10 protein-coding genes are annotated in these 15,289 nt (G+C 60.0%); 6 read left to right on the top strand and 4 right to left on the bottom strand.

The features are described from left to right. Nucleotides 1-75: 75 nt before the first annotated feature. The 4 genes from R3C19_12670 to R3C19_12655 all read right to left on the bottom strand — a co-directional run bounded on the left by R3C19_12670 (nt 76) and on the right by R3C19_12655 (nt 6,875). A complete protein-coding gene (locus R3C19_12670; protein ID MEZ6061210.1) occupies nt 76-3,117 on the bottom strand; it encodes a VWA domain-containing protein in 3,042 nt (1,013 codons plus the stop codon). Beyond that, a complete protein-coding gene (locus R3C19_12665) occupies nt 3,114-4,160 on the bottom strand; it encodes a hypothetical protein (GenBank protein ID MEZ6061209.1) in 1,047 nt (348 codons plus the stop codon). The genes R3C19_12670 and R3C19_12665 overlap by 4 nt, the downstream gene beginning before the upstream one ends. A gap of 4 nt (nt 4,161-4,164) precedes the next feature. Continuing rightward, the gene (locus tag R3C19_12660; protein MEZ6061208.1) at nt 4,165-5,199 is read right to left on the bottom strand and encodes an ATP-binding cassette domain-containing protein; all 1,035 of its coding nucleotides are present in this window, start codon (nt 5,197-5,199) and stop codon (nt 4,165-4,167) included. Between the two features lie 128 nt (nt 5,200-5,327). Further along, nucleotides 5,328-6,875: a sodium:solute symporter gene (locus R3C19_12655; GenBank protein ID MEZ6061207.1), complete on the bottom strand. Its 1,548-nt coding sequence runs from the start codon at nt 6,873-6,875 to the stop codon at nt 5,328-5,330. A 767-nt stretch (nt 6,876-7,642) separates the two neighbouring features. Between R3C19_12655 and R3C19_12650 the strand changes: the two genes are divergently transcribed. The 6 genes from R3C19_12650 (at nt 7,643) to R3C19_12625 (ending at nt 15,222) form a co-directional block, all read left to right on the top strand. After that, nucleotides 7,643-9,217: an SDR family oxidoreductase gene (locus R3C19_12650; protein ID MEZ6061206.1), complete on the top strand. Its 1,575-nt coding sequence runs from the start codon at nt 7,643-7,645 to the stop codon at nt 9,215-9,217. A gap of 299 nt (nt 9,218-9,516) precedes the next feature. Further along, nucleotides 9,517-10,602 (top strand): deoxyhypusine synthase family protein, encoded by a 1,086-nt coding sequence (locus R3C19_12645; GenBank protein MEZ6061205.1) that lies wholly within the window; start codon nt 9,517-9,519, stop codon nt 10,600-10,602. A 117-nt stretch (nt 10,603-10,719) separates the two neighbouring features. Beyond that, nucleotides 10,720-11,541: a formylmethanofuran dehydrogenase subunit C gene (locus tag R3C19_12640; protein MEZ6061204.1), complete on the top strand. Its 822-nt coding sequence runs from the start codon at nt 10,720-10,722 to the stop codon at nt 11,539-11,541. A 452-nt stretch (nt 11,542-11,993) separates the two neighbouring features. Further along, nucleotides 11,994-13,160 carry a trypsin-like peptidase domain-containing protein gene (locus R3C19_12635; GenBank protein MEZ6061203.1) on the top strand — a complete coding sequence of 389 codons (1,167 nt, stop codon included), beginning with the start codon at nt 11,994-11,996 and terminating at the stop codon, nt 13,158-13,160. A 113-nt stretch (nt 13,161-13,273) separates the two neighbouring features. Further along, nucleotides 13,274-14,266 carry a Gfo/Idh/MocA family oxidoreductase gene (locus tag R3C19_12630; GenBank protein ID MEZ6061202.1) on the top strand — a complete coding sequence of 331 codons (993 nt, stop codon included), beginning with the start codon at nt 13,274-13,276 and terminating at the stop codon, nt 14,264-14,266. 134 nt (nt 14,267-14,400) lie between these two features. Further along, complete coding sequence (locus R3C19_12625; protein MEZ6061201.1) at nt 14,401-15,222, top strand: sugar phosphate isomerase/epimerase family protein; 822 nt, start codon at nt 14,401-14,403, stop codon at nt 15,220-15,222. The last annotated feature ends 67 nt before the right edge of the window (nt 15,223-15,289 follow it).

Genomic DNA, 15,289 nt, shown 5'->3' with positions numbered 1-15,289 from the left:
GACCTGAATCGCACTCGGCGCGCGAGGCGGAGGCGTCAGAGTGTGCGTTCCGCGGCAGCGCCGTGGAACGATTTTCTAGCCTTCCTTATCTTCCTCCGCACGCTTCTTCTTCATGGCCAGCAATCGAGACGTCGTGCTGCCGTCGTCGCTCGCGGGAGTGGACGGGGCTTCCGATGCCTGAGGCTTCGATGACTGCTGCCCTTCTGTTTTCTGCACCGGTTTCGGCAGCACCGGGCGCGGGACGACGGGGCGCTCTGAGATTGCCGGCCGGGGACGATCGGAGTCCTTTTGTCCGACGAGCGTTGACCGCACGGACTCTGTTCGCTGCAGCAGGGCTCCCATTGTTTCGGTCGACTCCTTTTTCCCCTTGCGGAACAGATGTTTCACCCAGCCGACGTCGACCTGGACACGTCGCACGGCCACATCCAGCGGGACCAGGCAGGCCAGTGTCATCAGGAACCAGTCAAAGATGGAAGTCGAACTGCGTTTGGGTTTCCGGTCACCATAAATCTGTTTGGCAAGTTCCTCACCGTTAGCGTCGGCTTCCAGCTCTCGCCCGCCGGTGCGAGTTGCGATGTCTCGCAGCACAATCGGGTTCGCCCGAAACCGCAGGTACTCCGGCGAGTACGAAACGATGAAACCGCCGTATGCGGTTTCCCGGCGATCGGCGCCGACGGCTGCCACCTGGACCTGATAACGCCCCTGCCCGTGCAGCGGCACACTGACCTGGTAACGTCGGGGAGCAATCTGGCGGACGGGTTTCGAGACATTGAAATTGTCCGGGCCGGTGACGGTGACGGTGACATCCAGCAGTGATTCTTCCGGGTGGAAATCTTCGACGACGATGACTCCTTCGTTGCCGTTGGTGTATGTGTAGACTCGCAGAAACTGTTCGCGTCGAACGCGACTGATACGCGTCATTAGTTGAGTCACCATCTGCTGGAACTGATCCCAGCCCAGCCAGTCGCGACCCCAGTCGTTGGTCATGTCCGATGTGAACGCCGCGGTGGCTCCCAGGCCATATCGCCAGACAGCCAGGATCGGATCGACGTCGCTGTCGTCGGCAACGGCGTCGCCTTCCTTCGGCGGAGCGGCCAGCAGAATGGTGGCTCGCGGGTCTTCCTTTTCGGACGTCAGCACATAGCCGTGCAGCGGTGGTGTCGCGGTAATGCCGCGGATGATCGGGTCATCGTTGACGCGAATCGGCGTAAATGTCCGCTTCTGCACCTGGCTGCGGCGCAGTGTCTTGGCTTCCTTGATAAAGATTGACGGCAACTGCGCCGGATCCGGCGGATAATAGAATCGGCCTCCCGTGGCGCTGGCGATCGCGTTCAGCGTCTGAGCATCGCGCGGGCCGTGGGGAAAGATGGCGACAGTGGAAATCGTCGTTTCTGTATCGCGGAACTTTTGAACGACGGCCGGTGGGGGCATGGGAGGATCGCCGTCGGAAATGATAATCATGTGCCGCGTTGCCGCGTCGCTCTTTTGCAGCCCCACCAGACCGAGTTCCATCGTCGTGTCGAAGCTCGGCATGTCGCCAATCTGGGCGGCATTGATCTTCGTGACCAGGCTGTTGTAGTCACTGGCGGGAGTCAGTTCGAAGATCCAGTATTCGCCGGAATTCCCGTAGCCGATCGCACCCACTTCGTCTTCGGCGTTAAGAACGCGGATGGCTTCCTTGGTAATTCGCTTGGCCCAGCTATTGCCCTGAGGAAACTCGCATGTGTGCAAAATGATGACCAGCGCGCCTTTGGGAAGGATCTTCTTCTTGCTGATTTCCATCGAAATCGGCAGCGCGTCTTCAATGGGCGAATTCTGGTAACCGCCCGGTCCGAAGCTGTTCGGCCCTCCCAGCATCAGAAATCCGATTCCCAGGTTTCGCACGGCGTCGTGAACCGCCTGAATCTGCGTCGACGACAGTGTATCGGCCGGCACGTCGCAGAACACGATCGCGTCGTAGGGCATCAGCGACAGCGGATCCAGCGGGAACTCGATCGCCGTCTTCACTTCCACTTCGCGTTCGCCCTGTTGCAGCGCCTGAACAAAGTACTGCCATTCCTGCGGATCATCCTGAGGATCGGTGACCACCAGGACTCGGCCGGGCCCTTCGATAAACAGATAGTTCTGAACCTCGTTGTTCTCGACGCGAGTGTCTTCCGTGGTCGGCACTTCAATGCGAGCCCGGTACTCGTAATAGCCCGGCGCCGCCACCAGGATCGGAACGGAAAAGCGGTTCTTGCCTGCCTGGAACTCGACCGGCATCCGTTCGATGACTTTGTCGTTCTGTTCCAGGACCAGCGTTCCGGAACCCGGTTTCAGCGACGTCAGCACAACGGATGTGTCGTAGGTTTCGCCCAGCCGCACGAACCTCGGCAGGTCGAGTCGTTCCAGCAGGACTTCGCGGTCGAATTCGTATTCGATGGGGACAACATCCACTTCGATGTTGCGTGACTGCAGGTCGTCAATGACATCCTTGAGTTGCCCGACGGTCTCGGTGCCATCGCTGATTAGTACGACGCGACCGGTATGTTCTTCGGGCAGCATGGCGGAACTTAGCGCCAGCGACTGTTCCAGATTGGTGGCGTCCTGGCCGACCTGCGAATTGATAAATTTCTCGAACGGAAACGTTTCGCGCGGCGGATATTCGACGGCGGCATTGCGGCCGAAAACGACCAGGCCGGCTTCGTCTTTCGGAGGACGCTCCGCAGCAGAACCGGCCACGATGGACAACGCCTGATCCTTCGCTTCGTTGACCGAATCGGACACATCCACGTCATACACAACCGAAACCACGTCGCTGGTCCGGACGGCTCTAGGTTCGGCAAGGACGACGATCAGCAGGCCGGCAATCAACAGTCGGATAAACGATGCCAGCCCGCCTCGAAACCGCGGCAGACCGGAATAGCCTGCTGCCTGCATCCACCAGATCCACGGCGTGACCAGCAGCAGAAGAAACATCCAGGGCCGGACGAAATCAATTCGGTTCCGGAAGTACAGCGTCAGGCAGGTTGAGGCGAACAGGACCAGAAACACGGCCAGCGGAATGCCCGACTTCCAGGTCAGCGGACGCCGCGGTGGCGGGAAGATTCTTCGCAGCGTTTGCCGAAGTCGGTTCACGGTGTCAGCTCCACAATCCGATGGTTGCCCGTATCGGCGACAAGAATTCTTCCGTCGGTCAGCACGGTCAGGCTCCAGGGTCCCAGAAAGCCGTCATCGCCGCGACTCGGCCGACCGAAGCGTCCCACCATTTCGCCGTCTCTGGTCAGTACCGTCAATCGACTGCCCTTGTTTTCAATGACGTACAGCCGCCCGTCCCCGGTGGCTCGAATATCGTAGGGATATTCAAAATGAGCGGAATTGTCTGGCAAATCGATGACCCGCAGAAACTTTCCGTCGTCGCTGAACGCCTGCACGCGATTGTTGAACGCGTCCACAGCGTAGATCGTCCCGTCGCTCCACACAATTCCGCTGGGACGCTGAAACTGTCCGGGTTCGGTGCCGTGTTCGCCGAACTGCGTTACGAATGATCCGTCCGGGCGAAACTTCTGAATCCGCTGTTTGTCACCGTACTCCCCGACGTACAGGAATCCCTGCGGGTCCTGAGCCACCGCGACGGGATACACGAACTGACCGGGCTCCGTGCCGTGTTCGCCGAGTATCGATTCGACTTCACCATCGGGATGAAAGAAGACAACTCGATCGTAGTGTGTGTCGGCTACGGCGATGCGGCCGTCCAGAAGTTTGATGATGCCTTCCGGCCGACCGATTTCGTAGTCCGGCATGTGCCACGTCTGCATGACCTGACCCTGAGCGGAATACACCAGCACGCGTCCGGCATCGTCCAGTGCATAAACGGTGTCGTTTTCGTCGGAATACAGGGCTCGCGGGGCCGGAATGCGGCTTCCGTCCGCCGGCAGCTTCCAGCCTGCAAAGCGGGAGACCGGAAAGGCGGGATCGGTCGCCGAATCGCACCCGATCGCCGCCACCAGCACAGCCAGCACAGCGGCGCGTCCACAGCTTCGCGCAAACCTGCTCCTGACCTGTGCTCGCGCGTGGATCCGGGACGCGGCTTCGGGGCGAACTGTCGGGGCGCTGCCTTCCCGCGCGGATTCGTCGAATGCGCGACGATGCGGTGTCTGTCCGGGCTGAGATTTACTCATCGCGTCATTCCCCGCGCAATTCAATCCGCACGTGCCGGCCGGCCTGCAGGTCGGCACTTGCCGGTCGATGAAACACAGTCCGATCTCCCTGTTCCGGATGACGAAGTTGCGTCTCCGCGCAGGCGCCGCAGAAGTGACTTGCAACAACCTCGATCGGCGAGCAGTCGTCGTTCACAAGTGCAATTCGTTCCGGCCGAAGACTTCTTTGTTCGCGCTGATTGAGCCACACGGAAGACTCACCTGCTTCAAACCAGTTGACCGGCCCCAGAAACGACGCGGCATTTTCGTTCGGCGGCGAATCGTAGAGCTGCGCGACGGAACCCTGATACACAACCTGCCCTTCGTTCAGACAAATCACTTCCCTCGCTTCACGCAGGACGGTGTCCGGTTCGTGAGTTGCAAACACAAGTGACATTCGGCTCTCAGTGAGATGACGGCGAATCGCGTCCCAGTACTTTGGCCGCCCTGCCGGATCGACATGGGCCAGCGGTTCGTCAAACAACAGGACCGCCGCCCTGGCAGCCAGCGCCCGGACGATCGACAGTCGCGACTGTTCACCCTGCGACAACTGTTCCGGAAATGCCTGCTGTCTGTCGGTGAGATCGAATTCCGCCAGTAGATTGTCTATGGAATCCGCGACAGCGACGAGACTTTGCCCGCGATCGGAACCCGGTTCGGCGCCGGGTGACGCGGGATGGACCGCTTCCAGATGCTGCCGCGCGGTCAAGTGTGGCCAGAGCCCACCTGTTTCCGGAGCCCAGAACAGCGGCAGCGCGTGCTCCGGTGGCTCCGCGTTTGGGGAATCGGGCGGAAATGTTTCGGCGGAACGCTGTTCGCCGGTCGCGGTGCGATCTCCGGTTTCGATCGTTCCGGCGTCGGGCCGCTCCATTCCCGCCAGAATGCTCAGCAGAGAACTCTTGCCGGCCCCCGAATAGCCCACCAGCGCGGTCACGCCTTCGTTGATCCGCACAGACACGTCGTAAAGGCGCGGCCGGTCAGTACCGTGCAGGGTCAGGTTTTGAAGCGTCCAGATCGGCATCGATATTTGACTTGCGGCACGGACAGCGGTCACGCTTTGATCGACGTGAACCGGACGCCGGACCATTTGGTCGTGCCACGCGCGGTCACGTCGTGGCTGGCTCGCGTCGATCGAATCATCACGATCTCTCAAACACGACCGCGAACGGAATCATCAACTCCGTTTCCGCCGCGACTTGTAAACGGTGACAATACGACTGCGACGATCACAACCAGCATTGTTCCGACGACGATCGCCATCAGAGGTGACAGGTATTCCTTAATCGGCAACAGAAATCCGGGAGCGTTGTCCTGATGCGCGAGCGTGACAGCCGCCATCCCGGCAACGCCTGCAATTGTAGCCGGCAGCGTCGCCGCGGTTCCGCGAACGGACGTAAACCGTGCCAGCAGGATCAACCCCAATGTGCCTCCGCTGAGAACCCCGGAAATTGTCCACCAGACTTCCAGCATCGTTTCGACATCGATCATGGCCAGCGCCGCCAGCACTCCGGCGACGCCCAGACCCAGCGTGGAAAGCCGCAGAAATCTCAGTTCCGATCGATCCTGCGCTGCGGACGACGACTCTGTTTCCGATGATCGCCGCAGGAAGCGGTTCCTGACATCGCACAGCAGCAGCGTTGCCGAACTGTTCAGAGACGAGTCCACAGTGCTCATCGCAGCCGCCAGAATTGCGGCGATCAGCAGTCCGGAGACGCCGTCGGGAAGTTCGTGCATGATGAACCACGGCAGGACTCCGTCGGGCTTTGTTCCTTCCGGCAGCGTTCCCGTTGTCTGGTAGAAGATGAAGAGTCCGGTTCCCAGGAAGAACAGCACGGCGGAAATCGGCAGATACGCGACCGCTCCCATCCACACGCTGCGTTTCGCGGCGGTCTCGGAATTCGCGGTGAAGTAGCGCTGCACATAGGTCTGGTCGGCGGCGAAGTTCTGAACGTTAATAAACAGCCCGAAGACCAGCGTCGTCCAGAATGTTCCGCCTGTGAAACTTCTGGAACTGACTTCCAGCGAACCCAGTGACAGCCTGTTGTCCGCCATCGACGAAGCCGCGCGGACGATGCCGAAGAAGCCTTCCGGAACCTTCATGACCAGCAATACAGCGCAGACTATCATGCCGCCCACCAGGACGACGCTTTGCACAACATCGGTCCAGATCACCGCTTCGATGCCGCCCATCAGTGTGTAAACGACGACCAGTACACCCAGGCCGACGATGATCGCAGGAACCGGCAGTTCCAGTAACTTCGACACCGCCAGAGAAACCAGGTACAGGATCGTTCCGATGCGGCCGACGTGGTACATCACATTGAACAGCGCGGCGTACAGCCTGGCCCAGGGACCGAACCGGTGTTCCAGGTGTTCGTAGGCGGACATGCTTCCGCAATTGCGAAAGAACGGCACAAAGAAAACCGTCGCGATCCAGGCCGCGTACGGCAGCGACAGAGAGAACACGAACGGATTCCAGTTCCCGGAGTAACTCTTTCCGGGGTTCGCCACGAAGCTGATGCTGCTGACGAAAGTGCCGACAATGGAAAGTCCGACAACCCAGCCCGGCAGCGATCCGCCTGCCGACATGAATTCGCGGGCCGAGCGGGTTTTGCGCGTCATCAGACAGCCGATCAGTGTCACCACCAGCAGGTAGGCCGCGACAACGATCATGTCGGTTGTATGAGTAGTCGGCATCAACGGTCTTTCATACTCATGAGAACCTCGAACGACGGTGCCGGCGCAGGAATGTCTTCAGTGATGCCCGCCACTGCGTGGTCCGGCCGAAGTCAGGTGCGCTTTTCGGAGTTTCCTGGACGCGGCGCGCCTGCCGCCATCGTCGCGTCCTTCCCGAACCTCCCGGCTTCCCGCCGGAACGATTCAGGCATCACAATTCCCGTGTTTCTAGCTGTGGATTTCCAAAACTGGAATTGAGTTTGCGTCAATTCGCGGGATGATTGCGGATTCGCCATGCGTGCCGACAAGCCGGAAATCGCTCAGCTCGCCCGAGGTGCGGCACGATATACCGCGGCAGAGAACTTCCGGGAAACCACGACCATTGTCGTCACAGGGTGAGCAAAGAAACAGCCATTGCGATCTTCGGTGCGTGATCCGAAAGTGAGATATGGAAGCAGGATACGTGCTCTGCGGTTGATTGTGACCTGAGCTTGTGTAGCCTATTGTGCTTGCTCGATTTCTGCGGAATCTTTGTGTTGCCGGAAATGCTGGTTCGACTATCCCGGTTCCGAAAAGGCTATCGGAAGACGATCGGCATGGCGATCCTTCCGGACGTCGCCGCAGATTTTTCCTTTTGAATAGGGCAGAGGCGCGGCAAAACTGCGGTGCTCGCCGCCGGTTTTTCATGAAACGACTCTGCCGGCTTGCCAGCGATTGAATCGGTTTGGGCTACGATCGTCCGTGCCGGTTGCGGTTGAGAGCAGGAGTTCGTTCCTTCAACAGGATAAATGATGTACACACTACTGACGGGTGCTACGGGACTGGTCGGACGCTATCTGGTCCGCGATTTGTTGTTGAACGGACATAAGCTGGCCGTTGTCGTTCGCCCGTCAAAGAAACAAACGCCCGCGGAACGAATGGAAATCATTCTTCAGCACTGGGAAGACGAACTGGGCAGCCGTTTGCCGCGGCCCGTGGTGCTGGCCGGCGATATTTCCGATCCCGGGTTCGGATTCAGTGAAGAAGATCGGGACTGGGTGCGGGACCACGTCGACACGATCATTCACAGCGCGGCGATTCTGGAATTCTACGGCGAAGATCGATCGGGTGAGCCGTGGCGGACCAATCTCGGCGGCACGCAAAATATGATCGAACTGTGCCGCGAACTGGACATTCGTGATATCCACTATGTGTCAACCGCCTACGTCGCCGGCACTCAGACCACCGTCGCGATGGAAGATGCACTGGACGTCGGCCAGGAATTTCGCAACGACTACGAACACAGCAAGTTTCTCGCGGAAAAGGCTGTTCGTGAGATCGATTTCGCCGATCACGTCACTGTGTACCGCCCGGCCGTGATTGCCGGCGATTCCGTCACCGGCTATACGAACACCTACCACGGCATCTACCTTTACCTGCGCTTGGCGGCATTGATGGTTCCCGCTGTTCCGCCGGACGAAAACGGTGTACGGCACACGCCGATCAGATTCTGGATGACAGGTGAGGAACGGCGCAACGTGATTCCGGTTGAATGGGTGTCGGCGGTCATGGTGCGCCTGTTCGAAACTCCCGAAGCACGGGGCGGCACCTACCAGATGGCTCCCGATGTTCCTCTGACATCCGGCGAAGTCATTCGATACACGGGCGACTACTACAATTCCACCGGAGCCGTCCTGTGCGGACCTCCGGTGGAAGGTGTCTCGCAGGTGGCAAGAGACGAAGACGAAGATCAATGGCTGTTCGAACGGCTCTATTCCGAAAACATGGGAACGTATCAGCCGTACGAAACCAGCGACAACGTGTTCGACATGACCAACACGAAACGCTTTGCCGGGGACATCATCTGTCCGCGGATCGATCGGACCGTGATCTACCGCTACATCGATTACGGCACACAGGATCGCTGGGGCAAGAACCGTCCGCAGTACGACGCTCCCGCAGCCTGGGCCTGCGACGTTTTGGCCGGCGTTCCCGCTGCGGATGACAGTCAGCCGGATGCTGTGGAAGTCGGCGTCGACGCGTTCGGGCCCGGAGGTGGACAGTTCAGCCTGCTGCTGTCCGATTCCGGTGTTTCGGGCATTCGTCGCGGGCTGCCGGATACGGAATCGCCCGTGTTTCACGTCCCCGTGGAGCTGCTGGTTCAGGCGGCATCCGGTGCTGATTGCGATGCCGGTGAGCTGACTTCGGCATGGGACGGCGTATCTGCGTCACAGGCTTCGAAACTGACCTCACTGTTGGTGCAGGCGCTTTCGGCGACCGTTCCCGCGCGCCCGCATAGCCCGCCTGCCGTCACGGCGTCACAGGCGACTATCGCGGCGAGCCAGTCCCTCGTCGCAGCAGCTGCGGCTGGTTGCGAGCATTGACCTGCCGCCGGAGGTGATGAGTCAGGAAGAGTTGCCGCCGCACCGCTCGCAATGCGCTCGCGCGGCGGACGACGATCACGGGAGATTCCCGGCTGGCGGGACCGGTCACAGGAATCGCCGCGCCGCCGATCCAGAAGTCGCGGACGCTCGTTTCGCTCATCGGTTTGGTTAGACTCCTTCAGGTCCGAACTGCAGTGCCGCGCTGGGCCGCAGTCAGGAGTCGTCATGCCGCAGCGAGTGACGATGAAATCGCGCCGCTCGTCCGGCCCCCATTCCGGCATCCCCGATCAGGACTCATCATGCAGGAACGTGAGCTTCACGACGGCCGCAGGGACGGATTGCGGCCGCTGGTCAGCCTCGACCTTGACAACATCTCGACGTTTTCTGAACTGCTGGACGCGATGTCGAACACCGCATTCAGCGGCAGGTCAGCAGGCGAAGCGACACGAATACTGACCGGCATGTTCAGCGACCCGAACTGCGGCGTCGTGATGACGATCTCCGGAGCGATGACTGTTGCCAAGCAGGGCAAAATCATCTGCGATCTGATTGACCGAGGCTGCGTGCAGACGGTTGTTGCGACGGGAGCACTCATGGCCCACGGTCTGACGGAATCCATCGGCCTGACTCACTACCGCCACGACCCCAATCAGTCTGACTCGGTTCTGTTTGAGAAGGGATACAACCGGATCTACGACACTCTGGAAATGGAATCCAACCTGAATGACCTGTCGGCGCTGGTGGCCGATGTTCTGGAAAAGGATCCGCCGGCGGATGGCATCTGGTCGTCCGCCCGGTTTTCGCGCGCTGTGGGTCAGCGGCTGAGCGAAATGAACGTCGGCCCCGGAATCCTGCGCAGTGCGTATGAACACGATGTCCCGGTATTCGTGCCGGCGTTTACGGACAGTGAACTGGGGCTGGATTTCGCAACCACCGCGATTCTGGACTCGATTTCAAAGCTCAGCGCTGAGCAGCGAGCGGCGCTGGCTCCGGCGGATGTGCTGACTCAGATTCCGCAGTTCAATCCCTTCCTGGATCTGTACGACTACGCAAAACGCATTACCGGCTACGAAAACATCGGGATCTTCACAATCGGCGGCGGAGTGCCCCGCAACTGGGCTCAGCAGGTCGGACCGTTCATCGACATCACCAACTGCCGCACCGGCACTGCGATGACTCCGCCGCGGTTCAAATACGGCGTGCGAATCTGCCCGGAACCGGTTCATTGGGGAGGACTGTCGGGGTGCACGTATTCTGAAGGAGTCAGTTGGGGAAAATTCTTCAGCCCGGCCGACGGAGGCCGGTTTGCCGAAGTCTACGCCGATGCCACCGTGATTCTGCCGCTGCTGATCAAGGCCGTGTTCGAACGCATGGGCGACGGCTGACGGACCGTACCGGCCGCGGACCGAATTCGCACAGTCGACAGGCCGTGTTGGATTCGCGATTCTGCGACGATCGGCAAACTTTCGCAGTTGCGTCACAGCAGTAAGACGATCGTATTCATGACAATCACGCTGACTCTCAAACAGCCGCCGTCGGTGCCTCTGGAGGCGGAAGCAATCTCGCCGGATGCTTTTGCCGAATTGTCCTGCAGAGAAATTCAGGACTTAACCCTGTACCACGGCAAGCGACAGGTCCCGCTCAGCGAGTTCTTTGACGTCAGCGGCGAACGCAGCGACCAACTGGAACTTCACGGTGACCTGCATCGTGTGCGCTGGATCGGCCGGTCCATGTCGCGCGGCAGCATCACGGTTCACGGCAACGCGGGCATGCATCTGGGAGCCCGAATGACGGGCGGCCGAATCGAAGTCCACGGCAACGCGTCCGACTGGCTGGGCGCTGAAATGAAGAACGGCCTGATACATGTTCACGGCAATGCCGGCGGTCAGGTGGGTGCTGCTTATCGCGGCAGTCTGGCCGGCATGAAGAACGGCACGATCATTGTCGATGGCACCGCCGGACTTGAAGTCGGCATGAGAATGCGCCGCGGAACGATCGTTTTCGGGGGAATCGTGAGAGATTTCGCCGGCCTGCAGATGAAGGGCGGAACGATCGTGCTTCTCAGCGGGGCCGAAATTCGCACGGGAGCATGGATGAACCGCGGAACGATTATTTCGCTGAAACCGCTGCAACTGATGCCGACGTTCGCGCGATCGTCGCACGGCAATCCGACGTTTTTGAACGTGTATTCACGGCACCTGCGGCAATTCGGTGTTTCACTGCCGTACCGGGATTCGGAAGGAACCTATCAGCGGTGGTCGGGCGATCTGTCGGTGCCCGGCAAGGGCGAGATTTTCGTCTGGCAGCCGCATTCCGCGGCGTAAGTGTTTTGCCGGTACAGTCCAAACAGTTGCCGCAGATGTCACCGGCAATTTCCGGCACCGACCGGGGAAATCCCGTACCGCCACCACCGGTCGTCTGACTGCTGTCAATCGCGCCAGTTCTGCCGACGCTTCGGCACATGCCGCCGAATCGCGTTGTTGCGCCACTCCGCACACGATGTTCCCGGCAACGGCAAATTCAGCCGGATTCAGTTTGCCATGCGGCAAATGAACGCCCGATGACAGTCGGGAACAGTTCCTGACGACATTTCGTCGGTGGATCGTTCCCGGATTAAAGGGTGATCGCGACGGAAGCGAGTGCCACTCCCGCTCCGGCGGCCAGCCGACGCTGCAACGGCGTCAGTTGTCTGCTGTCGGCAACGCGGGGTTCAGACCAGAAAGATGCGGACGGAGCCGTGCCACAGGAAGTGTGACTTTCCCCGGAGAGTACGTTGATGGCGCGACGATCAGGAACAATTCTGCTTTCCACATCCATGCTGGCCATTGGTCTGGCAGTGGGAGGGCATCTCGATTCAATCCGCCTGAATTCCAAAGCTCAGGCCGTCTCACCGGAACGCGGGACCGACATGGCCTCCGCGGGTTCTCAGGCGCTGATGAGCAGCGGTGAGCATATTGCCCGCATTTCGCAGGCCGTTATGCCGACGGCGGTCCATATCCAGGCCGTTCGCCGCGAAAAGGACGGACGCAAAGTTGAAGAAACCGGTTCCGGCGTGGCCATGCGAAGCAGCCGCGTGAACGGGTTATTCGTCATTACCAACAACCACGTTATTCGCGGAGCCGAACTGCAGGACATCGAACTGCAGACCGCCGACGGTCTGGAACTCAACCCACTGCGAATCTATCGCGACGAAGAAAGCGACATCGCGATCCTGCAGATTCAGGACTACGGCACGCAGACCGGTGTCTGGGGCGACAGTGATTCCGTCGCGATTGGTCACTACGTGCTTGCCATCGGAAGTCCGTTCGGCCTGAGTCAGTCTGTGACAATGGGCATCGTCAGCGCCAAAAGCCGCCGCGATCTTTCTCTGACGGAAGATCACACGGTCATCAATCAGGACTTCATCCAGACGGATGCTGCCATCAATCCCGGCAACAGCGGCGGTCCGCTGATCGACATGCACGGACGAGTGGTGGGCATTAACACAGCCATCGCTTCCAACAGCGGCGGCAATGAGGGCATCGGCTTCAGCATTCCCTGCAATCTGGTACGCCACGTCTTTGAACAACTGGTCTCGTACGGCCGGGTTCAGCGAGCATACCTGGGCGTGGAACTCGACAGTGACTTTGACCTTTCCGCGGCTCGCCGGCTGGGCCTGGACCGGGCCTACGGTGCCCGCGTGACTCGCGTCTACCGAAGTGCGACTCCCACTCCCGCGGCGATCGCCGGCATGCGGCCGGACGACGTGATCGTCTCGTTCAACGGCATTCCTGTCGCAGACGAAAACCACCTTATCAACCTGGTCAGCCTGGCGGAGATCGGCAGAAGCGTAAAGATCGAAGTCTTCCGGGGAGGTCAGCGGCAGCAGTTGGTCCTTAAGCTGACTGACCGCGAAAGTGTTCGTGCGGCCGCGATCGACGGAGCGGACACGAAGAGCCGCTGACGACGGTGGCCTGTCGCTCCGCCGCGCTTGTGGTGTGATGTTTCCCGGTCGCGTAGAATCATCGGGCACAAGAAACATTCGCTGTCCGGTTCACGCAGACGACCGACGGATTCATGCCCGACCGCATTCGATTTGCCATTCTGGGAACCGCCCGGATCGCTCGCAGGGTGGCTCCCCATATTCAGCAATCCGACGGCGCGAAGCTGGTTGCCGTTGCCAGCCGCTGTGCTGATAAGGCATCGGCCTTCGCCCGTGAACTCGGGATCCCGGCGTCGTTTGGCAGCTATCAGGCGGCGCTGGACAGTCCCGATGTCGATGCTGTCTATCTTCCGCTGCCGCCTTCCCTGCACCGCGAATGGACGATCAGAGCAGCCGAAGCCGGCAAACATGTGCTGTCCGAAAAGCCGCTGGCCATGAATGTGGCCGAAGTTGACGAAATGGTGTCCGCGTGCCGTCAGTATGGCGTGGTGCTGCTGGACGGAGTCATGTGGTACCACACTCCCCGCGCGGCGGCGATGCGGCGAATTGTGGCGGACGGGCTGCTGGGAGAGATCCGTCAGGTCACCTCGGCATTCACGTTTCGCTGGGATGAGTGGCCGATGGACGACATCCGGATGCAGCGTTCGACCGGCGGCGGTTCGCTGATGGATCTGGGCTGGTACTGCGTGGGCGCGACTCTGCTGTTTCTCAACCGGATGCCGACGCGTGTTTTTGCGACGGCCAGATGGCACAACGATGTCGACGTGCGCATGAACGGAATGCTGTGGTTTGACAACGGTCTGGTGGCCGGAGTTGAATCGGGGTTCGACGCCGTCCGGCGCCGCTGGATTGAAATCGCCGGTTCGAAACAGGCTCTGGTTTGCGACGATTTCACTCGCCCCTGGGAAGGCAGACCTCCGCGGTTCTGGGTGCATGACACCGACGGTATCTCTTCCCAGCACATTGTGGATCACAAGCCGCTGGAACAGTGTATGATCGACGGGTTCTGTGACCTGGTTCAGCGAGGTGACGTCGATCACCGCTGGCTGTCGCTCTCGAGAAAAACACAGCTCGTCTGCGACAGGCTGGCAGAATCCGCTCGCTCGGAGACGATCGTCGAAGTTTAGCCGGATCACGGTCCGTCGCTGACGTCCGTCATGCGGCAGCGGAATTGAACAGCGTCAACCCACCAATAAAGCTGCGGCGTTTTGCGCTGCGGAACGGTGGATTGCGGTCACACTCCCGACGCAGAAAGGCAATCATGAAACTCGGACTGATCAACAGTGCGTGGGCACAGGCCGGGCGAGACACCGCGTGGGGTATTCACAAGACCAGGGAAATCGGCTTCGACTGCATCGACATCTTCACGGACCCTCTGGACATCGACGCCCGCGAACGCAGGCTGATCCGCGACGAGTGTCGCAGGGCCGAACTGCCGATCATTTCGATCTGTTGTGTCGCCACGGGACTGGTGGATTTCAATCCCAGTGTGCAGCGATTTCATCTCGATCGCTGCAGGGCGTTTCTGGATCTGTGTTACGAATATGAGGCCCGCAATCTGCTGCTGGTGCTTGGCGAATACATCTGGCAGCAGGAAGTCATTCCTCCCGCAGAACAATGGGACACCGCTGTCCGCAACTGCCGGATCCTGGCGGAATACGCCGATGGCCTGGGACTGCAGATCGCTCTGGAGCTGGAACCCTTCCGTCTTTCGCTGGTCAACGATGTCAGCAGCATGGTGCGGTTCATCGACGACGTGGATCACCCAGCCTTTCGCGCGAACATCGACGTGTCGCACCTGCTGCTGGCCCGGGTGCCGGCCGGCGAAGTCAGCCGCCTGAAGAACCGCGCCATCCACGTTCACATTTCGGACTGCGATGGAAAGGTACACGGCGACCTGCCGCCGGGACGCGGTGTTGTCGACTTTCCACCGTACCTGAACCAGATCGCAGCGCTGGAAATCGACGATGGCACGGTTTCGATTGAACTCGAATACAGCCCCGATCCCGACAATATCGAAGCCTGGGTTCGTGAAGCGTATGAATCGACCGCACGACTGATGTCCGAAGCAGGACTGCGGTAGTTCGACCGGCTGGCGTTTCTGACGCGGCGCAGGACGATCGAGCGAGTACTTCCGGCATCCACGATCC

Source organism: Planctomycetaceae bacterium, assembly GCA_041398785.1.
Classification (GTDB): domain Bacteria; phylum Planctomycetota; class Planctomycetia; order Planctomycetales; family Planctomycetaceae; genus JAWKUA01.
Note: the sequence above shows the minus strand (reverse complement) of the source record. Positions and strands in the feature narration are given on the sequence as shown.

Excerpts from the sequence above, each read along its gene's own strand:
- R3C19_12665 (MEZ6061209.1), bottom strand. The coding sequence starts at position 4,160 with ATGAGTAAATCTCAGCCCGGACAGACACCGCATCGTCGCGCATTCGAC.
- R3C19_12660 (MEZ6061208.1), bottom strand. The coding sequence starts at position 5,199 with ATGCCGATCTGGACGCTTCAAAACCTGACCCTGCACGGTACTGACCGG.
- R3C19_12655 (MEZ6061207.1), bottom strand. The coding sequence starts at position 6,875 with ATGCCGACTACTCATACAACCGACATGATCGTTGTCGCGGCCTACCTG.
- R3C19_12650 (MEZ6061206.1), top strand. The coding sequence starts at position 7,643 with ATGATGTACACACTACTGACGGGTGCTACGGGACTGGTCGGACGCTAT.
- R3C19_12645 (MEZ6061205.1), top strand. The coding sequence starts at position 9,517 with ATGCAGGAACGTGAGCTTCACGACGGCCGCAGGGACGGATTGCGGCCG.
- R3C19_12640 (MEZ6061204.1), top strand. The coding sequence starts at position 10,720 with ATGACAATCACGCTGACTCTCAAACAGCCGCCGTCGGTGCCTCTGGAG.
- R3C19_12635 (MEZ6061203.1), top strand. The coding sequence starts at position 11,994 with ATGGCGCGACGATCAGGAACAATTCTGCTTTCCACATCCATGCTGGCC.
- R3C19_12630 (MEZ6061202.1), top strand. The coding sequence starts at position 13,274 with ATGCCCGACCGCATTCGATTTGCCATTCTGGGAACCGCCCGGATCGCT.
- R3C19_12625 (MEZ6061201.1), top strand. The coding sequence starts at position 14,401 with ATGAAACTCGGACTGATCAACAGTGCGTGGGCACAGGCCGGGCGAGAC.